The sequence below is a fragment of the Nonomuraea basaltis genome (assembly GCF_005893125.1).
GTDB lineage: Bacteria > Actinomycetota > Actinomycetes > Streptosporangiales > Streptosporangiaceae > Nonomuraea > Nonomuraea basaltis.
In genome coordinates this window covers 1-23,775 of sequence record NZ_VCJS01000195.1, presented here as the reverse complement: position 1 = coordinate 23,775, position 23,775 = coordinate 1, and the positions used below count along the sequence as shown (strand labels likewise).

General features: G+C 68.4%; 25 protein-coding genes. 11 read left to right on the top strand and 14 right to left on the bottom strand.

Going from position 1 to position 23,775, the window contains the following annotated elements:
- Nucleotides 1-119: 119 nt before the first annotated feature.
- The 5 genes from EJK15_RS73530 to EJK15_RS52505 all read right to left on the bottom strand — a co-directional run bounded on the left by EJK15_RS73530 (nucleotide 120) and on the right by EJK15_RS52505 (nucleotide 4,393).
- A complete protein-coding gene (locus EJK15_RS73530) occupies nucleotides 120-395 on the bottom strand; it encodes a GNAT family N-acetyltransferase (RefSeq protein WP_206061646.1) in 276 nt (91 codons plus the stop codon).
- Between the two features lie 105 nt (nucleotides 396-500).
- Nucleotides 501-1,688: an RtcB family protein gene (locus EJK15_RS52520; RefSeq protein ID WP_138717980.1), complete on the bottom strand. Its 1,188-nt coding sequence runs from the start codon at nucleotides 1,686-1,688 to the stop codon at nucleotides 501-503.
- A gap of 70 nt (nucleotides 1,689-1,758) precedes the next feature.
- On the bottom strand, nucleotides 1,759-2,094 hold the full coding sequence (locus EJK15_RS52515; protein WP_138717979.1) for a cupin domain-containing protein: 336 nt from the start codon (nucleotides 2,092-2,094) through the stop codon (nucleotides 1,759-1,761).
- 74 nt (nucleotides 2,095-2,168) lie between these two features.
- On the bottom strand, nucleotides 2,169-2,948 hold the full coding sequence (locus tag EJK15_RS52510; RefSeq protein ID WP_138717978.1) for an SDR family NAD(P)-dependent oxidoreductase: 780 nt from the start codon (nucleotides 2,946-2,948) through the stop codon (nucleotides 2,169-2,171).
- Nucleotides 2,945-4,393, bottom strand: coding sequence for a DHA2 family efflux MFS transporter permease subunit (locus EJK15_RS52505; protein WP_138717977.1), 1,449 nt, complete (start codon nucleotides 4,391-4,393; stop codon nucleotides 2,945-2,947). The genes EJK15_RS52510 and EJK15_RS52505 overlap by 4 nt, the downstream gene beginning before the upstream one ends.
- A 79-nt stretch (nucleotides 4,394-4,472) precedes the next feature.
- Between EJK15_RS52505 and EJK15_RS52500 the strand changes: the two genes are divergently transcribed.
- The 3 genes from EJK15_RS52500 to EJK15_RS52490 are packed head-to-tail and all read left to right on the top strand — an operon-like array spanning nucleotide 4,473 to nucleotide 5,831.
- Nucleotides 4,473-5,117, top strand: coding sequence for a TetR/AcrR family transcriptional regulator (locus EJK15_RS52500; protein WP_138717976.1), 645 nt, complete (start codon nucleotides 4,473-4,475; stop codon nucleotides 5,115-5,117).
- Nucleotides 5,118-5,175: 58 nt separating this feature from the next.
- The gene (locus tag EJK15_RS52495; RefSeq protein WP_138717975.1) at nucleotides 5,176-5,427 is read left to right on the top strand and encodes a hypothetical protein; all 252 of its coding nucleotides are present in this window, start codon (nucleotides 5,176-5,178) and stop codon (nucleotides 5,425-5,427) included.
- A complete protein-coding gene (locus EJK15_RS52490) occupies nucleotides 5,424-5,831 on the top strand; it encodes a hypothetical protein (RefSeq protein ID WP_138717974.1) in 408 nt (135 codons plus the stop codon). Before EJK15_RS52495 ends, EJK15_RS52490 begins: the two co-directional genes overlap by 4 nt.
- Nucleotides 5,832-5,849: 18 nt before the next feature.
- Here the strand turns inward: EJK15_RS52490 and EJK15_RS52485 are convergent, their stop codons facing one another.
- From EJK15_RS52485 to EJK15_RS52470, 4 genes are all read right to left on the bottom strand, one after another.
- The gene (locus tag EJK15_RS52485) at nucleotides 5,850-7,052 is read right to left on the bottom strand and encodes a CU044_5270 family protein (RefSeq protein ID WP_138717973.1); all 1,203 of its coding nucleotides are present in this window, start codon (nucleotides 7,050-7,052) and stop codon (nucleotides 5,850-5,852) included.
- A complete protein-coding gene (locus EJK15_RS52480) occupies nucleotides 7,049-7,627 on the bottom strand; it encodes an RNA polymerase sigma factor (protein ID WP_240777768.1) in 579 nt (192 codons plus the stop codon). Before EJK15_RS52480 ends, EJK15_RS52485 begins: the two co-directional genes overlap by 4 nt.
- A 119-nt stretch (nucleotides 7,628-7,746) precedes the next feature.
- Nucleotides 7,747-9,261, bottom strand: a complete 1,515-nt coding sequence (locus EJK15_RS52475; RefSeq protein ID WP_138717981.1) for an AAA family ATPase — start codon at nucleotides 9,259-9,261, stop codon at nucleotides 7,747-7,749.
- Between the two features lie 409 nt (nucleotides 9,262-9,670).
- Nucleotides 9,671-10,393, bottom strand: a complete 723-nt coding sequence (locus tag EJK15_RS52470; protein WP_138717972.1) for an SDR family NAD(P)-dependent oxidoreductase — start codon at nucleotides 10,391-10,393, stop codon at nucleotides 9,671-9,673.
- 105 nt (nucleotides 10,394-10,498) lie between these two features.
- Here EJK15_RS52470 and EJK15_RS52465 point away from each other — a divergent pair, with 105 nt between their 5' ends.
- Nucleotides 10,499-11,134 carry a TetR/AcrR family transcriptional regulator gene (locus EJK15_RS52465; protein ID WP_138717971.1) on the top strand — a complete coding sequence of 212 codons (636 nt, stop codon included), beginning with the start codon at nucleotides 10,499-10,501 and terminating at the stop codon, nucleotides 11,132-11,134.
- Between the two features lie 107 nt (nucleotides 11,135-11,241).
- Here the strand turns inward: EJK15_RS52465 and EJK15_RS52460 are convergent, their stop codons facing one another.
- Genes EJK15_RS52460 through EJK15_RS52450 form a run of 3 tightly spaced genes read right to left on the bottom strand, consistent with a single transcriptional unit; the run spans nucleotide 11,242 to nucleotide 14,650 of the window.
- Complete coding sequence (locus tag EJK15_RS52460) at nucleotides 11,242-11,982, bottom strand: succinate dehydrogenase/fumarate reductase iron-sulfur subunit (protein WP_138717970.1); 741 nt, start codon at nucleotides 11,980-11,982, stop codon at nucleotides 11,242-11,244.
- The gene (locus EJK15_RS52455) at nucleotides 11,979-13,901 is read right to left on the bottom strand and encodes a fumarate reductase/succinate dehydrogenase flavoprotein subunit (protein WP_138717969.1); all 1,923 of its coding nucleotides are present in this window, start codon (nucleotides 13,899-13,901) and stop codon (nucleotides 11,979-11,981) included. The genes EJK15_RS52460 and EJK15_RS52455 overlap by 4 nt, the downstream gene beginning before the upstream one ends.
- Nucleotides 13,898-14,650, bottom strand: coding sequence for a succinate dehydrogenase cytochrome b subunit (locus EJK15_RS52450; RefSeq protein WP_138717968.1), 753 nt, complete (start codon nucleotides 14,648-14,650; stop codon nucleotides 13,898-13,900). Before EJK15_RS52450 ends, EJK15_RS52455 begins: the two co-directional genes overlap by 4 nt.
- Nucleotides 14,651-14,783: 133 nt before the next feature.
- Here EJK15_RS52450 and EJK15_RS52445 point away from each other — a divergent pair, with 133 nt between their 5' ends.
- The 7 genes from EJK15_RS52445 (at nucleotide 14,784) to EJK15_RS52415 (ending at nucleotide 22,110) form a co-directional block, all read left to right on the top strand.
- Nucleotides 14,784-15,713: a LysR family transcriptional regulator gene (locus tag EJK15_RS52445; RefSeq protein ID WP_138717967.1), complete on the top strand. Its 930-nt coding sequence runs from the start codon at nucleotides 14,784-14,786 to the stop codon at nucleotides 15,711-15,713.
- Nucleotides 15,714-15,749: 36 nt separating this feature from the next.
- Entirely contained in the window at nucleotides 15,750-16,883 is a 1,134-nt protein-coding gene (locus EJK15_RS52440; protein ID WP_138717966.1) for a PP2C family protein-serine/threonine phosphatase, read from the top strand.
- Nucleotides 16,880-18,025 (top strand): sensor histidine kinase, encoded by a 1,146-nt coding sequence (locus EJK15_RS52435; RefSeq protein ID WP_138717965.1) that lies wholly within the window; start codon nucleotides 16,880-16,882, stop codon nucleotides 18,023-18,025. Before EJK15_RS52440 ends, EJK15_RS52435 begins: the two co-directional genes overlap by 4 nt.
- Nucleotides 18,018-18,467, top strand: coding sequence for a response regulator (locus tag EJK15_RS52430; RefSeq protein WP_138717964.1), 450 nt, complete (start codon nucleotides 18,018-18,020; stop codon nucleotides 18,465-18,467). Before EJK15_RS52435 ends, EJK15_RS52430 begins: the two co-directional genes overlap by 8 nt.
- Before the next feature lie 191 nt (nucleotides 18,468-18,658).
- Nucleotides 18,659-19,447, top strand: a complete 789-nt coding sequence (locus tag EJK15_RS52425; protein ID WP_138717963.1) for a hypothetical protein — start codon at nucleotides 18,659-18,661, stop codon at nucleotides 19,445-19,447.
- Between the two features lie 12 nt (nucleotides 19,448-19,459).
- On the top strand, nucleotides 19,460-21,361 hold the full coding sequence (locus tag EJK15_RS52420) for a fumarate reductase/succinate dehydrogenase flavoprotein subunit (RefSeq protein ID WP_138717962.1): 1,902 nt from the start codon (nucleotides 19,460-19,462) through the stop codon (nucleotides 21,359-21,361).
- Nucleotides 21,358-22,110 carry a succinate dehydrogenase/fumarate reductase iron-sulfur subunit gene (locus EJK15_RS52415; RefSeq protein ID WP_138717961.1) on the top strand — a complete coding sequence of 251 codons (753 nt, stop codon included), beginning with the start codon at nucleotides 21,358-21,360 and terminating at the stop codon, nucleotides 22,108-22,110. Before EJK15_RS52420 ends, EJK15_RS52415 begins: the two co-directional genes overlap by 4 nt.
- A 78-nt stretch (nucleotides 22,111-22,188) precedes the next feature.
- Here the strand turns inward: EJK15_RS52415 and EJK15_RS52410 are convergent, their stop codons facing one another.
- Together EJK15_RS52410 and EJK15_RS73525 are read right to left on the bottom strand one after the other, a co-directional pair.
- A complete protein-coding gene (locus EJK15_RS52410) occupies nucleotides 22,189-23,487 on the bottom strand; it encodes a hypothetical protein (RefSeq protein ID WP_138717960.1) in 1,299 nt (432 codons plus the stop codon).
- Between the two features lie 97 nt (nucleotides 23,488-23,584).
- The coding region (locus tag EJK15_RS73525) for a hypothetical protein (protein WP_206061645.1) at nucleotides 23,585-23,775 on the bottom strand (191 nt) is incomplete at its 5' end.

Genomic DNA, 23,775 nt, shown 5'->3' with positions numbered 1-23,775 from the left:
ATCCCCAGCGGTTCACCCGCACACCCACGCTACCCAAGCTGCCGGCCGCCGCCTGGATCAACAAACCTACCGACGAGACAGACAAGCAGCAGGTCACCGACCAGGAGGACCTCGCCTAGCTAACGTCGCAGCGCCCGTGTCTCAGTTGACTTGACACCTTCCGATCCGATAACCATGTCATGCTCGCGATCGACGACGGCGAGCGTGAACCGGCATCGGTGAAGGTCGTGGGCATCCCGTGCCACCTCAGCGAGGAAGGCGGTGGTGTCATACAGGCTGTTGGGCCCCCAGTCGGTGTAGCGGGTCACCTCTGGGTCGCTGGCGAACGCGTGAACGGCTGCGTGGTCGCTGGCGCGGAATTCACGCAGCAGCAGCCGAGGTGTGGTCAGTTCCATGATCCGAAGTATGGGCGTACGCAGGATGAGAGCCGCGGCCCGGGCGCGGGCGCGAGAACGGCCCCAGGCCGCACGCGCAGCGTGCGGCCCGCTAGCCAAAGGACCTCAGCCCTTGATACAGATGAGCTGCCGCAGGTGCGCGACCACCTGCACCAGATCCGTCTGAGCGGCCATGACCGACTCCAGGTCCTTGTACGCCCCCGGAATCTCGTCGATCACCCCTGAGTCCTTCCGGCACTCCACGCCCAGGGTCTGCTCCTCCAGGTCCTTGACCGTGAACGTCTTCTTGGCCTTGGTCCTGCTCATCTTCCGCCCTGCCCCGTGCGAGGCCGAGTTGAAGGCCATGCTGTTGCCCAGACCCTTGACGATGTACGTGCCGGTGGCCATCGAGCCCGGGATGATCCCCAGATCACCGCTGCCGGCACGGATGGCGCCCTTCCGCGTGACGAGCACGTCCACGCCGTCGTAGCGCTCCTCCGCCACGTAGTTGTGGTGGCAGGAGATGGGCTGTTCGAACGTGATGTTCGGCAGGTGCCGCCGCAGGACGTCGCAGACGAGGCCCATCATCAACGAGCGGTTGCGCCGCGCGTAGTCCTGCGCCCAGAACAGGTCGCGCCGGTAGGCGTCCATCTCGGGCGTCGTCCCGAGGAACACCGCCAGATCGCGGTCCACCAGCCCCTGGTTGTGCGACAGCCCGCGAGCGATCCCGATGTGGTGCTCCGCCAGCTCCTTGCCGATGTTGCGCGACCCGGAGTGCAGCACGACCCACACCACGCTCTCGTCATCGGCGCACACTTCAAGGAAGTGGTTGCCGCCACCGAGCGTCCCCATCTGCACCTCTGCCCGCTCACGCCGAGCCCGTACGGCCGGCGCCAGGTCGTCGAAGTCCTTCCAGAACGTCTCCCACCCGGCCGTCTTCATCCCGTACACCTTGCCGGGATCGACCGGCCGCTTGTGGTGCTGGAACCCGACAGGAACCGCCTGCTCCAGCTTCCCCCGCAGGTACGCCAGGTTGTCCGGGAGCTGCGACGCCTTGTACGAGGTCTTCACCGCGGTCATCCCGCAGCCGATGTCCACGCCGACCGCGGCCGGCGACACCGCGTCCTTCATGGCGATGACCGACCCCACCGTCGCACCCTTGCCGTGGTGCACGTCGGGCATGACGGCGACACCATGGACCCACGGCAGGTTCGCCACGTTACGCAGCTGCTGCATCGCCTGCGGGTCGACCGCCTCAGGCTCCGCCCACATCCTGAGCGGCCGCTTGGTCCCGGTCACCTCGTTGTACGTCATCTTCGTGTCGCCTCCTCCCGAATCGATCTCGATCTATCAGGCCAGAGGCGCCACACCGGCCGCAACCGAATTAGCTGCCGTACTGCTTGGTCTCGGGCCGCTCCACGAGGAGAACGTGCGCGGGCTCGTCAGCCACCGGCCGGTGCCTCAGGCCCCTGGGCACGACGAAGACGTCGCCCGCGACCATGGTGACCGGCTCGCGCCCGTCGAGTTCGATCCTGAACGTGCCGTCCCAGCACAGGAACAGCTCGTCCTCGTCGTGGTAGTGCCAAGGGAACTCTCCGTGCAACTGGGCCACTCGCACCACGGCGTCGTTCACCATGGCCAGCTCGCGCTGCTGGAAGGGCCCTGGCAGCGTGCCGATGACCTGTGGAATCGACACCGCGGCAGTGGACTCGACCTTCATGATGCCCTCTTTCTCCTTCTGATTCCTGGGGCAATCCAACCGACACGATCGGCCTCCTCCCAGAGCCAATCTCACTAAATTGGTCCCTCTCTCGAACCAATCAGCTTCAGAGTGAGCCGGTGCAGCCGGTCCGCCGCTCCCCGGTCGAAGGACGGCAGGTCAACGCCGATCCGCCGCTCTCGGATGAAGGCACTGAGCGGCTCGGCAGGCGGATCGTCGATGCGGGCGACGATCGGCTTGATCCCCTCCTCGACCGGCAGCCCGTACCGCTTGAGCGCCTCGGCGTGCGGGGCGGTCGTGGCGTCGAACTGGCCCGCGACGCCCGTCGACACACTTCCAGGGTGGATCAGCACATACCTGGTACGGCGGCCCGGCGCCGCGAACGCCACCCCGAGCAGGTCGTTCGCCTTCCCCGCCTGGAACTGCGCCGTCATACCGTCGTAGCCGTGCTCCAGCAGGAGATCGTCCCAGTGAATGCGCCCGTCCGGCTGCCCTGGCCCCGACACGTTGACGATGACGCCGGGCTCGTGGAGGCCGTGGCTGAGCAGGAACCGGCTCAGGTAGTCCAGCGCGAACGTCCCCTCCAGACCCTCCGCCGTCACGAACCGGCTGGTGCGGAAGTAGCGGGCGCACAGGACGAGGGCGTCCACGGCCGGGTACTTGGCGTTGATCTCCTCGATCACCCGCCTGTTCTCGCTGATCAGGCTCAGGTCCGCAGGGATGAACGCGGCCCCGGGCACTGCCTTGCGCGGGTCCCGGCCGACGGTGACGACCGTGTCGCCCCGCTCCACGTACGCGCGGGCGAGCGCCTTGCCCATCCCGTCCGTGCCGCCGGTGATCACGAGTGTCTTCATGAGGTCCTCGCAAGGTCTTCGGATACGGGCTGCGCGACCGCCTTGGGCCTGCCGGGCAGGAGCGGGATGGCGGCCAGGACGATCGCGATCGCCGCGACGGCGAGCCAGAAGACGCCGTGGAATCCGGTGATCGCGTCGCCCGCCGTCTGCAGGATCAGCGTGACGAGCGCGACGCCGAGGGCCGCGCCGAGCTGGTTGAGCATGTACAGCACCGAGCTGCCCTGCGCCACCAGCGGCGGCGGCAGCGTGCGGTAGAGCGATCCCATCGTCGGCGCGCTGAAACAGCCGCTGCCCAGCCCGAACGCGAACGCCGCCAGCGCCGGCCAGACCTCGGGGGTGTCCGTACCGATGCGGGTGAAGGCCAGCCCGCTCAGCAGGGACACGATCGCGCCCCCGGAGGCCAGGCCGCGCGCGCCGACCCGGTCCGACAGCCGCCCGGCCAGCGGCATGGCCACCGCCCCACCGAGCCCGAGCGGCGCCATCAGCAACCCGGCGGCGAGCACACCGTGCCCGTGGGCCTGCTGGTAGTGCAGCGGCAGGGCGAACAGGGCCGCGAAGAGCGCCATCCCGCCGAGCCCCATGATCGTGACACTCGCGCTGAATCCCCGGTTGACGAACAACCGCAGGTCGATCAGAGGACCACCACCGGACGGGGCGCCCTGCCGTGCTCTCAGAGCGTGAACGGCGTATCCGAGCAGGAGCACGGCGCCCGCGCCCAGCGGAAGCAGCGCCTGCCAGGCGGCGACCGCCCCCTGCTCGGCCACCTGTGACAAGGCCAGCACGACGGCCGCGAAGCCGGGCCCGAGCAGCGCCAACCCCAGCACGTCGAGCCGCCCTTGCCCCTCTCCACCACGCCCATCGGCTGGGATCACCCGCAGCGCGAGCAGGTAGGCGACGGCCCCGAACGGCACGCTGAGCAGGAACATCCACCGCCACGGCAGGCTGTCCAGCACGGCCCCGCCCGCGATCGGCCCCAGCACCGGCCCGAGCGACAGCACCACGCCCATCAGCCCCATCACCCGCCCAGCCCGACGCGGGCCGGCCGCACGGGCCAGCAGGATCAGCACGAGCGGATCGAGCAGCCCGGCCCCGAACCCCTGCAGGACACGGAAGGCGATCAGGCTGCCGACGTTCCAGGCCAGCCCGGCGCCGAGCGACCCGGCCAGGAACAGCAGCAACCCGATCAGCCACAACCGCCTGCCGCCGAACCGGTCGACGGCCCAGGTGGTGAACGGGATGGTCGCCGTGACCGCCAGCAGGAACCCGGTGGACGTCCAGCCGACCGTGCTCAGGGAGGTGCCGAAGGCCTCGGCCAGGGTGCCGGTGGCGACGGCGGCCATCGTGCTGTTGAGGATGCCCAGCAGCCCGCCGAGCAAGACCACTCCGACCATCCTCAGCAGCCACGGATCCATACGATCGTCGACGTTCGACGAGTTTGAACTCATGGGTTCAACGTAGTTGTCGCATGCGTTCGCTCGCAACCGCTGAGTCCATGAAGCTGAACCCATGAGTACAATCGAAGGCATGAGCAGCAGCACCGTCTCGCGTGGCCGGATCGACAAGCGGCAGGCGATCTTGGAGGGCGCGTTCACCGTGTTCGCCCGGCAGGGCTACGCGCAGTCCTGCGTGCAGGAGATCGCCGACGAGGCGGGCGTGGCGAAGCCGACGGTGTACAACCACCTGACCGACAAGGCCACCCTGTTCAAGCACGCGATGGAGGCCACCGCCCGTACGGTGCTCAACGACCGCCTGGCAGCTCTGGACCCGCTGGGGAATCCCGGCGCGGACCTGCGCTCCACGCTGGAGGAGGTCGCCCACGCGCTGCTCCGCCTGCACACCGACGGCCGCTCGTGCGCGCTGCGGCGCCTCCTCCACTCCGAGATCACCAGGTTCCCCGAGATCCTGGACATCGTCCTGGAGAGCGGGCCCGATCGGCTCAACCGGGCACTGGCCGACCGGCTGGCCCGGCTCACGCTCGCCGGCCACCTGCGCGCCACCGACCCCGACCTGGCGGCCGAACAGCTGATGGCCCTGCTCATCGGCCCCTTGGAGGTCCGCTCTCAGCTGGGCACCCGCCAGATGGACGACACCGAGCTGCGCGACGTGGCACAGGCCACAGTGCGGACATTCCTGCGAGCCTGGGGCCTGGACGAACCCAACACACCATAGCCAATAGGCCCGACAAGACCCCTTGTCGATGGTAGGCAAGGGATATAGTCTGCCGCGTGTGGTGGAACGAGACGACTACGCGGACATCCGCGATCGGATCATCAAGCTCTCCCACCTCCATGGCTTGCGCTGCGACTGGGCGGAAACGACGAAACGGCAGCGATTCCTCCTGTTATGGGATGCCGAGGGCCGCGTCGTGGCCCGCGCGATCGTCCCGCTGTACCCACGGGAGAGCCCGCGACTCGTGGACTCCCTCGAACAAGGGCTCGCGCACCTGTTCGGCGACGACTGGCTGGAGGAAGATCGATGACCGCAGACCGCGTTGACGTCCACGTCACCATGGCCGGCAGCCTGTGGCTGGCCCAGGTGGACGGCGTGGCCGGCGGAATGTCCGCACGTACGCTGAAGGAGCTGCAGGGGGACGTCGCCGCGGGGCTGCCGTTCCTGTTCGCCGACCGCGCCCAGCCGCCCACCCCCGTCTACCACTACTCGGTGCCCGGCCTGTCCGAGCAGGACCTCGACGACTTCGCCGCCCTCCAGCGCCAGGCCGCCGCGATCGCCGAGGACTACACGCGCACGCTCAAGAAACGCGTCAAGCACATGCACGAGCTGGGCCTGTCGGACGGGGACATCGGGGAGTTGCTCGGCCTCACCAAGCAGCGCATCCAGCAGATCCGCGCCAACGCCAACGACGAGGCCCGCCAGACCGGGTAGTCCAGCGGGCGCTGTCGATCAGGAGGGCTTGTTGTCGGTCCACCCGGCCTCGAGTACGGCGTAGGAGTTGAACACCGTGCCCGGCTCGAGACCCGCCTGCATACCTCCGGCCTTCACCACGACGTTCTCGTTGGCGAGTCCCCGGCCGGTCGACTCGTCGAAGATCAGCCGGTTCTCCAGAACGGCGGGGCCCTCGACGTCTTCCTCGATGGCCACGGCCGTGCCCTGGCGACCCGCGGCGTCCGTGATGTTCTCGATGACCTTGACGGTGTCGAGCTCGGCCAGCATGCGGAACGCGGCCCCCCGTACCTGCGGCGTCACCGGCATGTCGATGATCAGGCCGCCACTGACCCTGAACAGCCAGACGTCGGACGCCATCGGAATGCTGGAGGACTCCGTGTCATGCCCCTCGTACGAGCGCAGCAGCCACTTCTTGAGCTTGTCCGGGTCGCTCGGCAGGCCCTGCAGGTCCTTCATGGTGACGTTACGCCCCAGCCAGAACACCTTGTCGCCGTCCACAAGGGGGCTGTGACCCGTGCGCACCTTGCCAGGGGAGGTCGGCAGCTTCATCCCCAGCTTCTTGCCCGGCACCGCGACCTCGATCTCGGCCGGGGATCCGGCCTCCTCCCACGCCTTCTTGTCGTCCTCGGTGGCCGGCTGAGCCCCCAGCGACTGACTGCTGCTCCACTGCTCGCCACCGATGGCGCTGGGCGTCCACGTCTCGCCCCGCTCCTCCGACACGAACCGGTAGCCGCCCTTCGCCGCGGTGTGCAGGCTCCGGGTCACCGCCACGGTGTGCCAGTAGTCCCCGGTGCTCTCGGCCTGCCGGTCCGCCTTCTCGGCGGCGGCCAGCAGCACGGCCCGCGCCGACAACGTGACCCGCGGCGCGGCCGTGGACCCCTTGCCGTCCGGCCCGGTCGTGGACGTGGCGGCGACCTGTCCACCCTGCCCGCCCTGCCCGCCGTCCGGCGCCCTTGGCGTCGGCACCACGCCGTTCCCCGACATGACCACGGCCACCGCCGCCACCGCGGCCGCGGCCGCGGCCCCGGCAAGCCCCACACCCCACACCGGCCGTACGACCTTGCGCCGCCGCCGCGCCTGATGCGGTCGCCGTGGCTGGGACATGGCATGGGAGAGCTCGGCGGCCCTGGTGCGCTCGTCCACCGGCCGATCGCCGAGATGCGCGGGCCGCGCGGCCCGAAGCTCGTCAATGGGATTCATGACCACTCCTTGCTGAGATTCCGCACGTGGGGCAGGGACGGTGGCGCGGGTTCGCCGCGACCTGGACCGGAGCCCGGAGCCGAGCCCTGGGCGGGAGCCGCGACGCCTTCGATTGCCTGCTTGAGCCGCTTGCGGGCCCGATGCAGCCGGACCCGGAAAGCCGCCGACGAGCACCCGACCACCCGGGCCGCCTCCTTCGGCGACAACCCATGCCAAGCGACCAGGACGAGAATCTCCCGATCGTCCTCCGCCAGCGCGGCCAGCGCCCGCAGCACCCCCATCCGCTCGGTCACCTGATCGGCCACGTCGCCCTCGGTCCACGCCCGCAGCTCCGCGGCCAGCGCCTCCCTGCGCGCCTCGGCCCGTACGTTGTCCCGCAGAATGTTCCGGGCAACGCCGAGCAGCCATGGCAGAGCGGGCTCCGGCACATCGTCCAGCCGCCGCCAGGCGATCGCGAACGTCTCGCTCACTACCTCATCCGCGACCTGCCGCCCCGCGCGACTGACCGCGTAGGCCCACACACGTTGCCGGCATTCGTCGTACATGCCGGTGAACCGGTGCGAATCATCCGTCACCGCCCAGCCCCTTCGTTCGCGGGATGCGTTCTTCTGACACCAGGAAGTGGTCCGACCCCCCCTCTTGTTACGCCTCAATCCCGAAATTTCATCTCGAACCCCGCCGGGGTGGCCTTTATTCAGGACGTGCGAGGGACGACCGTGGGATCGCCGGCACCGAGCAAGGCAGACAGATCGACCAGCAGCACATCTCCCCTGCGCCGCGCCGCACTGACGAGATCCGGTTGGAAACCCTCCATCGAGAACAGGGCCGATACCGCTGACGAGGTGTCATGCCCGTGCTCCGCCAGCAACTCTTTAAGCCGGTCGAGCCGGTCGAGGTCCGCCACGCTCCGCCGGGTCACCGTCGCCTTCGCCTCTCCTATGAGACTGATGTCCGCCCTCCCCGACCGCTTGTCCAGGGCGACGACGTCGATCTCGTGCTTGGCCTGCCCCTTCCGGTCGTTGACGACGGTTCCCGTCACCAGGCCGGCATGTCCCCGCAGAGCCGGGTCGGCCTGGGCACGAAGCCACGCTCTGGCGCAACTCTCGAAGTGAGGCCCCAGTATGCGAGCGACAAAGGTAGGCCGCGAACGACGCCACGCCTCCACCGACTGCCCGGTCTCGGCCAGATCGCGCTGTGGCACGGTGATCAGGTTGTGGAATCGCACGATGGGATCGGCAATCGTGATCACCGGACGTCTCTCCCACAGCGGGTCGGTGTCGTACTGCAAATAACCCGCGCTCGCCAACGCGCTGATGGGCCGGGTCAGCGACGAGTGCCGCTGCTCCAGCAACCCGCCGATCTTCGCCGGGCTGGTCGCACCGTTCGCGACCGCATTGATGATCGCGTAGTGCAACGCGCTCCCGGTGAACTTGGGATCCTCCCTCAGCAGGTACTCGGCTTCGCTCCCGGAGAAGAGCGCCTGCCGCGGGTCCAGCACGGTGGCGGGAACCCAGGCGTCCACCTCGTCGGAGCTGTCTGGAGGGTCCACATTGGCGAGATTGCGGTAGCCGGGGGCTCCGCCGAGGATCGCATGCACCCGAAGGGCCGCCGCCGGGTCCTCGATCCCCCAGTGCCGCGCCGTGGTCGCCAGGTCGAACGGATGGAGTCGAAGATCGATCGCCGCCCGGCCGCGCAGTGCTTTCGTGCCGGAGAGCAGTTCGTTCATCACCGACATGGCGGACCCACAGACGATCACGCGCCCACCCGTCGCCCTGCCACCCGCCTGGGACTGGTCGTACAGCAACTGCAGCAGCCCAGGCAGCTCCGGAGAGTGCGCCATCCAGTACGGCAACTCGTCAATGACGAACACTCCCGCCGTTCCTTCTCTACTGCGACGAGCCGTCAGCTCGATCGCGGTGGAGAGGAGTGACTCCCAGCTGGCATCGGCCATCAACTCGGGACCGATACCTGCATAGCGGGCAATCTCGGTGGCCAACCGTCGCCGCGCCGCGACAACGCCCTCCTCCGCCACAGCCGAGATGTAGAGACCGCCAGCGGCCTCAGCCAGCGCACGGAGCAGGAAGCTCTTTCCTACCCGGCGCCGCCCGGATACGACACCGAGCCGGAGGCGGGGGTCGGGATGCTGTACGAACTGGGCAAGGGCTGCCCACTCGGCATCACGGGACAGGACCCTTTGCGGCTTCAACATGTACGTCACCTAATTAGTATGTTCGAAGACATACTAATTAGCCAACATGTCTCCCACACTCGCTCAGTACCGCGACTGAAACGATCGTTGAAGTCCATGGCTGGATGGCTGGCCACGGCCCAGGCCGGACGCCCACGCCTGGACGATCGCGCTACGGCAGACCCACACCAACGACCTGGGGCACATGCAACGCGGGGAGAAGGCGCCACCGCGCCGGACACCACGTAGGTGCGTCACTCCCCGAAGTACATCCGACTCAGGTCGACGAGTTCCACATCCGCACGCCCTCGCGCAACCGCGAACAAGCCGACGTGAACCCGGAGCGTGCGAACAGCAGCAACCTCGACCGCGTTCCTAACAGCAGGCGCGGGGCAAAGCTCTCGATCTGCCCCGCAGCAGGCGTGAGCGCCTATCTGCCAAAGCTTCCGACCAGAGCCTCCACCCGGTCGCGCTTGGAGTACAGCCCCCAGAAGCCCTCCGCGAAAACGTCCGGATGGATCACCTCCGGATCGAACTCGAGCGGCTGCTCGGACGACGCGATCGCCTGGTGCGGCACGCTGCCCTCGATCAGCGCCCCGACATTGACCGCTCCGACGTAGACGCCCTTATCGGCGAGCACGGCGTTGAGCGTGTGGAAGTAGTTGCGCAGCGCGGCCTGCGCCATACCGGCGTTGCCGAGGAACGGCGTCGGGTGGATCCCGGACTGCCCCGCCGTGAACAGGATCGCACCGTCGCCGCGTTCGACCATGTCGGGAAGCACCTGCCCTACCAGGGATACCGCCGACAGCAGGAAGCGGTCCAGGATCAGCTGCGTGTTCTCGACGTCGACGTCGAGGGTCGACACGATCCCCTCCCCCATGTTTCCGCCACCCGGGCTGAACTCGGCGACGTCGATCCGCCCGTACGTCTCCTTGATCGCCGCGACCGCGTCCGCGATCTGGTCGCGTTCGTAGACGTCAGCGGTGAAGCCGGCCGCCTCGATGCCGTCGCGGGAGAGTTCGGCGACGAGGTGGTCGAGGTTCTTCCTGGTACGGGCGACGAGCGCGACGCGGAACCCCTCGCGCCCGAAGCGGCGGGCGAGGGACAGGCCCAGGACGGGGCCGGCGCCGAAGATGGCAAGCGTTTTGAGCATGGCACTTCCTTAATGGATTCAGATAAGTTGACTACTCCCCCAAGTTTCTCCTGCTGCAGAGTACCCATAAGTTGGGAGCGTTCTCAACTTCGGTACGATGGCCACATGCCAACGCACGCCAAGCCACTGCGCAGAGACGCACAACGAAACCGGGACCTGCTGGTGGCGGCCGCTCGCGACCTATTCGCCACCCGCGGCCTGGACGTCGCCCTCGACGAGATCGCCCGCACGGCCGGGGTGAGCAGCGGCACCCTCTACAACCACTTCCCGAACCGCAACGACCTCATCGACGCCGTCTTCGCCGACCGCGCTGCCACGGTGGTGCGGATCGCGGAGCGTGCTCTGTCACTGGAGGATCCGTGGGCCGGCCTGGTGCACTTCCTTGAGCGGGTGTGCGAACTGCAGGCCGCCGACCGCGGCTACAACGACCTCGTCTCACGCCGCGTCCCGCAGGCGGCGCCGACGGAGAGCCACGCGCGGGGGTATGAGCTGATGCAGCGGATCGTCGAGCGGGCACGGGAGGCCGGGGCGCTGCGACCGGACTGCACGCTGGAGGATATGGCCTTCGTGACCTGGGGGATCGCCCGTACGGTCGAGGCCACGGCCGCCGTCCGGCCTGAGGTTTGGCGGCGGCATCTGGGTTTGATCTTGGACGGCTTCCGAGCGTCGGCGGCCCATCCGCTCCCGGAGCCGCCGATGCGGCCGGACGAGCTCGTACGCATCATGCAGGAGTGTTCCTGATCGGCCTCCTCCGTCGAAGGCCGGCTCGGGGGGCAGCCTGAGCCCACCCCGGCGCGAAGCGCCTCTGTTGCGAAGCCCTTTGTGCGGGGTGGGCGGAGCGGGCCGGGCTACTTGACGTTTGCCTTCAGGTAGTCGGTGTTCATCTGGGCGATGGTGTCCAGGGGGATGCCCTTGGGGCACACTGCCGTGCATTCACCCGTGTTCGTGCAGCCGCCGAATCCCTCCGCGTCCATCTGGTCCACCATGGCCTTGGCGCGGGACAGACGCTCAGGCTGGCCCTGGGGCAGCAGGCTCAGGTGGGTGATCTTGGCGGCGGTGAACAGGGAGGCAGAGCCGTTCGGGCAGGCGGCCACACAGGCGCCGCAGCCGATGCAGGTGGCCGCGTCGAAGGCGTCGTCCGCGTCTTCCTTGCGTACGGGGACGCTGTGGGCGTCCGGGGCCGAGCCGGCCGGGACCGAGACGAAGCCGCCCGCCTGGATGATGCGGTCGAACGCGCTCCTGTCCACGACCAGGTCCTTGACCACCGGGAAGGGTGCCGCGCGCCACGGTTCGATGGTGATCGTGGCGTTGTCCTCGAAGTGGCGCATGTGGAGCTGGCAGGTCGTCGTGGCGACCTGCTCGCCGTGGGCGACGCCGTTGATGACCATGCCGCACATGCCGCAGATGCCCTCGCGGCAGTCGTGGTCGAAGGCGATCGGGTCGTCGCCCTCGAGGATGAGGCGCTCGTTCAGGACGTCGAGCATCTCCAGGAAGGACATGTTCGGGGAGACGTCCTCGACGCGGTACGTCACCATGCGTCCGGCGTCCGAAGGGCCGCTCTGACGCCAGACCTTGAGGGTCAGATTCACTTGTAGCTCCGCTGGGTCATCTTGACGTACTCGTACTCGAGCGCTTCCTTGTGCAGGATCGGCCCGTCAGCAGAAAACTCCCACGCCGAGACGTGCGCGAAGTTCTCGTCGTCGCGCAGGGCCTCGCCGTCGGCGTCCTGGGACTCGGCGCGGAAGTGGCCGCCGCAGGACTCCGTGCGGATCAGGGCGTCCAGGCACATGAGCTCGGCCAGGTCGAAGAAGTCCGCGACGCGCCCGGCCCGCTCCAGCACCTGGTTCAGCTCCTCGGAGGTGCCGCTCACCTTGACGTTCTGCCAGAACTCCTCGCGCAGCTCGGGGATGCGCTCCAGCGCCTTGCGCAGCGACTCCTCGGTGCGCTCCATGCCGCAGTAGTCCCACATGAGCTTGCCCAGCTCGCGGTGGAAGGAGTCGGGCGTGCGGGTGCCGTTCACCGACAGGAGGCGGTCGATCTTCGACCGGACCTTGATCTCGGCCTCGGCGACGGCCTCCTCGTCGACCTCGCCGAACGGGCCGGCCGCCAGGTAGTCACCGAGGGTGGTCGGAAGGACGAAATATCCGTCGGCAAGGCCCTGCATCAGCGCGGACGCGCCGAGGCGGTTCGCGCCGTGGTCGGAGAAGTTCGCCTCGCCGATGACGAACAGGCCCGGGATCGTCGACTGCAGGTCGTAGTCCACCCACAGGCCGCCCATCGTGTAGTGGACGGCCGGGTAGATGCGCATCGGCGTGTCGTACGGGTTCTCGCCGGTGATGCGCTCGTACATCTCGAAGAGGTTGCCGTACTTCTTCTCGACGGCGTCGCGCCCGAGCCGGTTGATCGCGTCCCGGAAGTCCAGGTACACGCCCAGGCCGCCGGGGCCGACGCCGCGGCCCTCGTCGCAGACGTTCTTGGCGGCGCGGGAGGCGATGTCCCGGGGGACGAGGTTGCCGAACGCGGGGTAGATGCGCTCCAGGTAGTAGTCGCGCTCGTCCTCCGGGATGTCCCCGGGGGCGCGGGTGTCGTTCTTGCGCAGCGGCACCCACACGCGGCCGTCGTTGCGCAGCGACTCCGACATCAGGGTCAGCTTCGACTGGTACTCGCCTGAGACCGGGATGCAGGTGGGATGGATCTGCGTGTAGCAGGGGTTGGCGAGGTACGCGCCGCGCTCGTGCGCCCGCCAGATCGCCGTCGTGTTGCAGCCCTTGGCGTTCGTGGACAGGAAGAAGACGTTCCCGTAGCCGCCGGTGGCCAGCACCACGGCGTCGGCCAGGTGGCGCTCGATCTCGCCGGTCACCATGTCGCGCACGATGACGCCGCGCGCCCGCCCGTCGGCGACGATCACGTCGAGCATCTCGTGCCGGGTGTGCATGGTCACGGTCCCGGCCGCGATCTGCCGCTCCAGTGCCTGGTACGCGCCCAGCAGCAGTTGCTGGCCCGTCTGGCCGCGGGCGTAGAACGTACGGGAGACCTGGGCGCCGCCGAACGACCGGGTGTCGAGCAGGCCGCCGTACTCGCGGGCGAACGGCACGCCCTGGGCGACGGCCTGGTCGATGATGTTCACCGAGACCTGGGCGAGGCGGTAGACGTTCGACTCGCGGGCGCGGAAGTCGCCGCCCTTGACGGTGTCGTAGAAGAGCCGGTAAATGCTGTCGCCGTCGCCGCGGTAGTTCTTGGCGGCGTTGATCCCGCCCTGGGCGGCGATGGAGTGGGCGCGGCGCGGCGAGTCCTGATAGCAGAAGGACGTGACGTTGTAGCCCAGCTCGCCCAGCGTCGCCGCGGCCGAGCCGCCCGCGAGGCCGGTGCCGACCACGATCACGTTGAGCTTGCGCTTGTTGGCCGGGTTGACCAGCTTGGCGCTGAACTTCCGCTTCTCCCACCGCTCCTCGATGGGCCCGGAAGGAGCCTTCGTGTCCTGGATCTCCGGACCTTCGGTGTACTTCACTTCACAACTCCGAACGTGATCGCGAGGGGCGGGGCCAGGAAGCCGATCACCAGAACTGCTGAGACCAGCGCGGCGGTCCCCTTCAAAGCCTTGTAGCGGGCGCGGCCGGCCCAGCCGAGCGTCTGGAAGGCGCTCCAGATGCCGTGCCGCAGGTGCAGGCCGACCATGACGACGGCGACGAAGTAGATCAGCGTCACCCACCACCGGGACGCCTGGAAGCCGGCGATCATCCGGTCGGCCGGGGAGGAGTCGAAGCCCTTCGGGTTGACGACACCGAAGGTCAGGTCGAGCAGGTGCCAGACCACGAAGAGCGCGATCGTCAGGCCGCCGTACCGCATGATGTGCGTGGCGTAGCCATTGGCCTGCGACTTCTTGGCGACGTACTTGACCGGCCTGGCCTTGCCCGCGCGGCGCGACAGCGAGATCGCGGCCCATATGTGCAGGACGACGGAGACGACGAGGACGAGCTCGAGGATCGTCAGCACCGTCCGGTACGGCACCAGCGGATCGCCCAGCGTGCGCAGCGCGTGGGCGTACTCGTTGAACGAGTCCTTGCTCAGGAAGATCTTGAGGTTGCCCAGCATGTGGAGGAGGAGGAAGAGCACCATGACGGCGCCCGTGACCGCCATGACGACCTTCTTGCCGTTCGACGAGCCGAGGAACCCCCCGGTGCGCCTACGCGTTGCGGTGCTCTGGGGAGGAGCGGGAACTGGCGCGGTGGCGGCGCCGCGCTCGATCGTGGCAGTCACGTCTCCAGAAGCTAAGTAAGCAGCGATGATCCGTCCAAGTCATCACGGGCCTCGTTTCCATAGCCAGAGGCTATGATGCTGGTATGTGGCGGCTTTTTCGGGACCCGCGGCAGGCCGATGCGAGGAAAATCACATGCAGTTGCAGCAGCTGGCCTACTTCGTAGCCGTCGCGGAGACCAGGCACTTCACCCAGGCCGCCGAGCGCATGCGGGTCGCGCAGCCGTCGCTGAGCAAGCAGATCAAGGCCCTGGAGAGCGATCTCGGCGCTCCCCTGTTCTCCCGGGCGCGCGGCAACGTCACGCTCACCCCGGCAGGCGAGGCGCTGCTGCCGCTGGCGCGCCGGATGCTGGCCGACGCCGACACCGCCAGGCAGGAGGTGGCCCAGCTCGCCGGGCTGCGCCGGGGGCGGGTGCGGCTCGGGGCCACTCCCTCGCTCTGCGCGGGGCTGCTGGCGGACGCGCTGGCCCGCTTCCATCGCGCGTACCCGGGGATCGAGCTGCTGGTCGAGGAGGGCGGCTCGCGCGACCTGGTCAGGGCGCTGGCGCGCGGGCAGCTCGATCTGTCGCTGATCATCATGCCGCTGCAGAGCGACGACCCGTCGCTGGTGACCCAGGAGATCCTCCGGGAGAACCTGGTGGTCGCCTCGCCCTCGCACGAGCAGGCGAAGGGCCCGTACCTGGAGATCGAGCACCTGCGCGGCCGGTCGATGGTGATGTTCCGGCGCGGCTACGACCTGCGGGAGGCGACGCTGGCGGCGTGCCGGCAGGCCGGGTTCGAGCCCAGGTTCGCGGTGCAGGGCGGGGAGATGGACGCGGTCCTGCGGTTCGTGGAGGCGGGGCTGGGGGTGGCCGTGGTGCCGTCCATGGTGCTCGACGGGCGTCCCGGGCTGTCGGGCACGCCGCTCGCGCCGCCGGGGCTCAGCCGTACGATCGCGCTGGCCCACCGCAAGGACGTCGAGCCGACCACGGCCGCGCAGGCGTTCAGGGATACCTTGCTGTCTTTTGTCGTGGAAGCCGGTGAGGAGGGCACGCTTCCACAAGGGGTAGAGCTCATCGCAGAATGAGCAACAAGATGTTCAACTTCCCGGTGAGGCGGTTTGGTGACGGCAAATCTCTCCGAAACGCTGACGCTGCTCCTCGTTGAGGACGACGACGGCGACGCCTTCCTTGTGGAAGAGCTGCTCGAGCAGGCCATGACGCCGCCCAAGATCTTCCGGGCGCGGAGCCTGCGCGAGGCCAAGACCAAGCTGACCTCCAACATCCAGTGCGTGCTCGTCGACCTCTCGCTGCCCGACGCGAGCCGGCTGGAGGCCCTGGAGGAGGTGCTGGCGCTGGCGCCGCACGCGGCCGTGCTGGTGCTCACCGGGCTCAGGGACGCCCACGTGGGTGTCGCCGCCGTGCAGGCCGGGGCGCAGGACTACCTGGTCAAACAGGACACCGACGCGCGGCTGCTGGCCCGGGCCATCAGGTACGCGATGGAGCGCAAGCGGGCCGACCAGGCGCAGCTCAGGCTCGTCCAGGCGGAGCTGATCGCGAAGGAGAACGCCAGGATGCAGCGGGACCTGCTCCCCGTCGCGCTGCTGCACACCGACGCGATCGAGCACACGACGCGCTACCTGCCGGGCAGCGGGGGCACGCTGGCCGGGGACTTCCTCGACGCGGTGCAGACGCCGGACGGCGCGGTGCACGTCGTGGTGGGCGACGTGTGCGGGCACGGCCCCGACGAGGCCGCGCTCGGCGTGGCGCTGCGCATCGCCTGGCGTACGCTGGTGCTGGCGGGGCAGACGGGTGACACGCTGCTGAGGACCATGGACACGCTGCTGCGTGCCGAGCGCAAGGCGCCGGAGATCTTCACCACGCTGTGCATGGCGACGATCACCCCGGATCTGCGGTACGCCAGGATGCGCGTGGTCGGGCACCCGCCGCCGGTGCTGGTGCGCGACGGCGAGGTCGAGGCCGTCGCCGGCGCCCCGTCGGGCCCTCCGCTCGGGATCTTCCCCGACGGGGAATGGTCGGTGATCGACGTGCCGCTGGGTGACAAGTGGTCGATCATGCTCTACACCGACGGCCTGATCGAGGCGGCCGTGGGCGAACGCAACGAGCTGCTGGGCGTGGAGGGCCTGGTCGACCTGGTGCGCGAGCACGGCGCCGTCGACCTCGACCGGCTCATCAGACACGTAGGCACCCTCAGCGACGATCTCGCCGTGGTCTTGGTGAGCAGGAGGAGCGAATGAGCATCCATCCACTGCCTCCGCCCAGGCAGCCCACCGGGCTCGGCAGGCTGCCGCTCGTCCGCTGGTTCCTGTTCACCGGGGCGGTGGCCGGCGTGACGTTCGCGGCCGGGGTCGTCGCCACGATGGTGATGCTCGCCCAGACCCGGGCGCTGAGCGCGGACCCCGAGCTGACCGGGCAGATCGGGCGGCTGACGGCGGCGCTGGTCGTGATGTTCGCGGTGCTCCTCGCCTGCGGCGTCGGGCTGGGCTTCATCGTGCGCTACGCCGTGCTGAAGCCCATCGACCAGCTCACCGACCAGGTCCGTACGGTCGCCGCCGGCGACTTCGACCACAGCCTGCACGTCGACCGGCCGGCGGAGCTGGCCGAGCTGTCCAGCCACATCGACTCGATGCGCGACCGCATCGTGTCGGCCTGGCGGATGGCCACCAACCAGGCGGAGGAGCTGCGCAGGTCGAACGGCGAGCTGGAGCAGTTCGCGTACGTGGCCAGCCACGACCTGCAGGAGCCGCTGCGCAAGGTCGCCAGTTTCACCCAGATGCTGGAGCAGCGCTACAGCACGCAGCTCGACGAGCGGGCCCGGCAGTACATCTACTACGCGGTCGACGGCGCGAAACGCATGCAGCTGCTGATCAACGACCTGCTGGACTTCTCCAGGGTCGGCCGGGTCACCGGCGAGCGCACCGTGACCGACTCCGGCGAGGCGCTGAACGCGGCGCTGGAGAACCTGTCGGCCACGATCGAGGACACCGAGGCCACGGTCACCAGGGACGACCTGCCGAAGGTCAAGGGCAACCGGCTGCAGCTGACCCAGCTGTTCCAGAACCTGATCGAGAACGCCATCAAGTTCCGCTCCGAGGCGCCGCCGCGCATCCACATCGGGGCCAAGCGGTCCGGCGGCATGTGGGAGTTCAGCTGCGCGGACAACGGCATCGGGGTCGAGCCCAAGTACGCCGATCGCATCTTCCTGATATTCCAGCGTCTCCACGCCCGCGACGTGTATCCAGGGACTGGCATCGGCCTGGCACTGTGCCGCAAGATCGTCGAGTATCACGGCGGACAGCTGTGGCTCGACCGGAGCGCGGAGGGCCAGGGCGCGACGTTCCGCTGGACACTACCTGCGGCTGGAGACGACGATGAATGACTGGCGCCCGATCGAGGTGCTCCTGGTGGAGGACGACCAAGGGGACATCCTGCTCACCAAGGAGGCCTTCGACTTCAACAAGGTGCGCAACCGCCTCAACGTGGTGAACGACGGCGAGCAGGCGATGGCGTACCTGCGCCAGGAGGACGGGTACGCCGACGTGCCGCGCCCGGATCTCATCCTGCTCGACCTCAATCTGCCCAGGATGAGCGGCATGGAGGTGCTGCGCGCGGTCAAGGCCGACAACGCGTTGCGGACGATCCCGGTGGTGATCCTGACCACGTCGGAGGCGGAGGAGGACATCTTGCACAGCTATCGCCTGCATGCCAACGCCTACGTGTCCAAACCGGTGGATTTTGAGCAGTTCATACGGGTTGTCCGGCAGATTGATGATTTTTTTGTCACCGTGGTTAAGTTGCCGGTGCAGGGGCAGCGCTTCTGACGGGTATGGTGACAGGAATCACAGCCTGTCATCGAAAAAGTGAGTGATCCCGCTCACAAATTTCGATGCGCTCGTCGTAACGTATCCCCCACCAACGCGCGCTTGAGCGGATACCGTCCGCACGCGCGCCCAGCGAAACGAACCACGGACCCCCTGCGCGAACGGGTCCGCGGGAGGTGGAGAGGTCCGCGATGACCCAGACGACGCCCGAAGCTCCGGTCAGAAGGCAGCGTGCGCAAGTCAAGGTGCGCACCCTGCGCACCGACAGATGGTGGCTGACCCCGCTGCTGACATTCCTCGGGCTCAGCTCGTTCCTTGTCTACGGTGTATGGGCGACCATCGACACGAGCAACTTCGTCGATCCGTATGTCGCCCCCTTCGCGTCACCCTGTCTGACGACCCAGGCGGTCTGCGACGGCGCGAGGTTGTTCGGGTGGGCCCCCATCGGCGACTGGTACGCCCTCCCGCCGGGGCTGCTCATCCTCGGCCTGCCGGGCGGATTCCGGTTGACGTGCTACTACTACCGCAAGTCGTATTACCGCTCGTTCTGGCTGTCGCCGCCCGCGTGCGCCGTGCAGGAACCGCACGGCAAGTACACCGGCGAGCGGCGTCTCCCGCTGATCCTGCAGAACGTGCACAGGTACTTCTTCTACGCGGCCATCGTGGTCGGCCTCATCCTGGCCTACGACGCGGTCCTGGCGCTCATCCACAAGCCGCTGGGCCTCGGCACCTGGATCCTGATCCTCAACGCCGTGCTGATCAACGCCTACACGCTGTCGTGCCACTCCTGCAGGCACATCACCGCGGGCAGGCTCAACCACTTCTCCCGTCACCCGCTGCGCTACCGGGCCTGGACGTTCGTCTCCAAGCTCAACGCCAAGCACCAACCCCTCGCGTGGGCCTCGATGTTCTCCGTCATGGGCGCCGACCTGTACGTCCGCCTGGTGGCCAAGGGCCTCATCGCCTTCCCGTACGCGTAAGGACAGCTTTCAGTGGAAAACTCGCTTAACACAGAGCGTCACGACTACGACGTCGTCGTCATCGGCGCGGGCGGCGCCGGGCTGCGGGCCGCGATCGAGGCGCGCCAGCAGGGCAAGAGGACGGCCATCGTCTGCAAGTCGCTGTTCGGCAAGGCGCACACGGTCATGGCCGAGGGCGGCGCGGCCGCCGCGATGGGCAACGTCAACTCCGCCGACAACTGGATGGTGCACTTCCGCGACACCATGCGGGGCGGCAAGTTCCTCAACAACTGGCGGATGGCGGAGCTGCACGCCAAGGAGTCGCCCGACCGGGTGTGGGAGCTGGAGGCCTGGGGCGCGCTGTTCGACCGCACCAAGGACGGCAAGATCAGCCAGCGGAACTTCGGCGGGCACGAGTACCCGCGGCTGGCGCACGTGGGCGACCGTACCGGGCTGGAGCTGATCCGTACGCTGCAGCAGCGCGTGGTGGCGCTGCAGCAGGAGGACTACGAGAACCACGGCGACTACGAGGCCTACATCAAGGTCTTCTCCGAGTGCACGATCACCCGCCTGCTCAAGGACGGCGACCGGATCTCCGGCGCGTTCGGCTACTGGCGCGAGACCGGAAACCTCATCCTCTTCGACGCGCCGGCCGTGGTCCTGGCCACCGGCGGCATCGGCAAGTCGTACGTCGTCACCTCCAACTCCTGGGAGTACACCGGGGACGGCCACGCCCTGGCCCTGCTGGCCGGCGCGAACCTGATCAACATGGAGTTCATCCAGTTCCACCCCACCGGGATGGTCTGGCCGCCCTCCGTGCGCGGCATCCTCGTCACCGAGTCCGTCCGCGGTGACGGCGGTGTGCTGCGCAACTCCGAGGGCAAGCGCTTCATGTTCGACTACATCCCCGAGGTGTTCAAGGACAAGTACGCCACCACCGAGGAGGAGGCCGACCGCTGGTACACCGACCAGGCCAACAACCGGCGCCCGCCGGAGCTGCTGCCGCGTGACGAGGTGGCCCGCGCGATCAACGCCGAGGTGAAGGCCGGGCGCGGCTCCCCGCAGGGCGGCGTCTTCCTCGACGTCTCGACCCGGCTGCCCGCCGAGGAGATCAAGAGGCGCCTGCCGTCGATGCACCACCAGTTCAAGGAGCTGGCCGACGTCGACATCACCGCCGAGCCCATGCAGGTGGGCCCGACCTGCCACTACATCATGGGCGGTGTCGAGGTGGACGCCGACACCGGAGCGGCGGCCGTCCCGGGGCTGTTCGCCGCGGGTGAGGTGTCCGGCGGCATGCACGGCTCCAACCGGCTGGGCGGCAACTCGCTGTCCGACCTGCTGGTGTTCGGGCGCCGGGCGGGCGCGGGCGCGTCGGCGTACGTGGACGAGCTCCAGGCCCGGCCCAAGGTGCTGCCGGAGCTCGTGGACGAGGCGCGCGAGGAGGCGCTGGCCCCGCTGGGACGCAGTGGCGAGAACCCCTATGAGGTCCACCACGAGCTGCAGCGGACGATGAACGAGCTGGTCGGCATCATCCGCAAGGCCGAGGAGGTCTCCGAGGCGCTGCAGGTCGTGGAGAAGCTCAAGGAGCGCGTGCGCCTGGTCGGAGCGGCCGGGTCCCGCATCTACAACCCCGGCTGGCATCTCGCGATCGACCTGCGCAACATGGTGCTGGTGTCGGAGTGCGTGGCCAGGGCCGCGCTGATGCGTGAGGAGAGCCGCGGCGGGCACACCCGCGACGACTTCCCCGGGATGAACCCGAAATGGCGCCGCAAGCTGCTCGTCTGCTCCACCGAGGACGGCTCTGCCATCACGGTCGAGGAGAAGGCCCAGTCGCGCATGCGCGACGACCTGATCACCCTTTTCGACAGGGACGAGCTGAACAAGTACCTCACCGACGAAGAGATGACCGAGTTCGACGGGATAGCGAAGTCATGAGCTACAAGGCAAAGTTCAAGGTCTGGCGCGGTGAGGGCGGCGAAGGCGGTCTCGAGAACTTCACCGTGGAGGTCAACGAGGGCGAGGTCGTCCTCGACATCATCCACCGGCTGCAGGCCACGCAGGCGCCCGACCTGGCCGTGCGGTGGAACTGCAAGGCCGGCAAGTGCGGCTCGTGCAGCATGGAGATCAACGGCAAGCCGCGGCTCGGCTGCATGACCCGCATGTCCACCTTCGAGGAGGACGAGACCATCACGGTCACGCCGATGCGGACGTTCCCCGTCATCAAGGACCTCGTCACCGACGTCTCGTACAACTATCAGAAGGCCAGGGAGATCCCCTCCTTCACGCCGCCGGCCGAGGTGCGGCCCGGCGAATACCGGATGAAGCAGGTCGACGTCGAGCGGTCCCAGGAGTTCCGCAAGTGCATCGAGTGCTTCATGTGCAACAACGTCTGCCACGTGATCCGCGACCACGAGGAGAACAAGACCAACTTCTCCGGTCCCCGCTTCCTCATGCGGATCGCCGAGCTGGACATGCACCCGTATGACGTGGCGGACCGGCAGGAGGCGGCCCAGGAGGAGCATGGGCTCGGCTACTGCAACATCACCAAGTGCTGCACCGAGGTCTGCCCCGAACACATCAAGATCACCGACAACGCGTTGATCCCGATGAAAGAGCGCGTGGCGGACCGGAAGTACGACCCGCTGGTGTGGCTGGGCAACAAGATCTTCAAGCGCGCGAAGTAGCGGCCCGGCTTCGGGCGGATCGAAAAGAGGGGCTGGATCGGCATCCAGCCCCTCTTTTCGTTTGCCTGGCGCCTTCGATTACTTGGAGCGGCGGAAGCGCTTGCGCTTGGAGTCCGGCATCTCCTTGGTCGGCTCCTGCTGCTCCTGCTCCTGGGGCGGCAGCGGCTGCACGGCGGTCACGTCCCCGTCGGCCGGCAGGTACGGCGGCGGCTCGTAGCCGGCCAGGTCGTGGTCGGCGGGCTTCGGAGCCGGCTCGAACAGGGACGCCCCCTGCTGCCACGGCTCGGAGTCGCCGGGCTCCGCCGCCGAGGCCGGGCCGAGCGGGTGCTCCGGGCCCTCCTCAAAGGGGCTCGCGCCGCCGGGCGGGATATCCGTGGGCGGGACCAAGGGCTCGAACGGGTCCCGGTACTCCTTGGACTCCTTGGGCTTGGGCGGCTCGTGGTTGTAGGAGTCGAACTCCTCCGGCTGCAGCACGACCGGAGGCTCGGACGGCGGCTCCTGCGCGTAGCCCTGCGGCGGGTACGGGTGATGCTGGTCCTGGTAGACGGCGCCGTACTGGACCTGGCCGGTCGGGTACGTCTGCACGGGCACGAAGCTGATGATCGGCGCGTACGCCGTGCCCCCCGGATAGCCAGGTGACGGGAAGCCCGCCGCGTACCCGGGCCCGGCCGGATACCCGGGCCCGGCCGGATATCCGCCACCGGGCGGCGGCGCGTCCGGACGCCCACCCATCTGCGGGGCCGCCTTGCGCACGGCCGCCGCGTGGGCCATCCGGCGCAGCCGGCCCTCGAAGATCAGAACCGCGAAGAGCGCGAGCAGGACCAGCACCAGCGCCGGGATGCTGAGCTTCTGCGTCAGGGTCTTCTGGTCGAACTCCGGCGCCGCGCCACGCAGCTCCAGCGGCACGTCCTCGGAGTCGGCGGCCTGCGTGTCGGTCGGCAGCACCGAGGGGGTCGTCGTGTCGCCCGGCGCGACGGAGGGGAGCTCCACGCTCTGCTCAGGGGTGCTCGACGCGGAGGTCGGCACCTCAACGCTCTGCGAGGGCACCGGCTGGAGGGGCTGCTCGGGAGTGGACTGCGGTGGCGGGGTGGACTGCGGTGGTGTGGAGGACTTCGTCGGCGTCGCGCTCTTGGACTTCGTCGGAGAGGCGGTGACCGTCTTGGTGATCGTCGTCTCCGGGTCCTCCGTAGGCGTCGGCGTGCCTAAGGTGGTGGTGACCGTGACCGTGGTCTGGGGATCGGACTCGCACGCCGGGTCGGCCGCGTCGCACGGCTCGACGGGGGGATCGAACGCCGACACGGCCGCGCTCGCGCTCTGCACGATGAAGGGCGTCACTCCGGCGCCGGTCAGCCCCAGCGCCAGGACGATCGCAGACACGGCCGTCGCTCGTTTGCGTGCCACCGGTGCCCTCCGCGCATCCCAGAACCTTGGTCAAGGGAATACTAGTCGGGTCAAAGCAACAGTAAAGACTGTATTACAACACCATTCTCCGCTTTCGGTGCCGTTGTACCGTGACAATCGCCCACAGGGCCCCAAGCAGGACCCCGATGCCGCCGATGGCCAGCGAATGCCCGAGGGGACCTTTCAACGGGTTGCCCCAGAGGGCGGGGTCGGTCCGCTTCGTGGACGCGACCATTTCCCACGGCAGTGGCGCCGCCCCCGCCC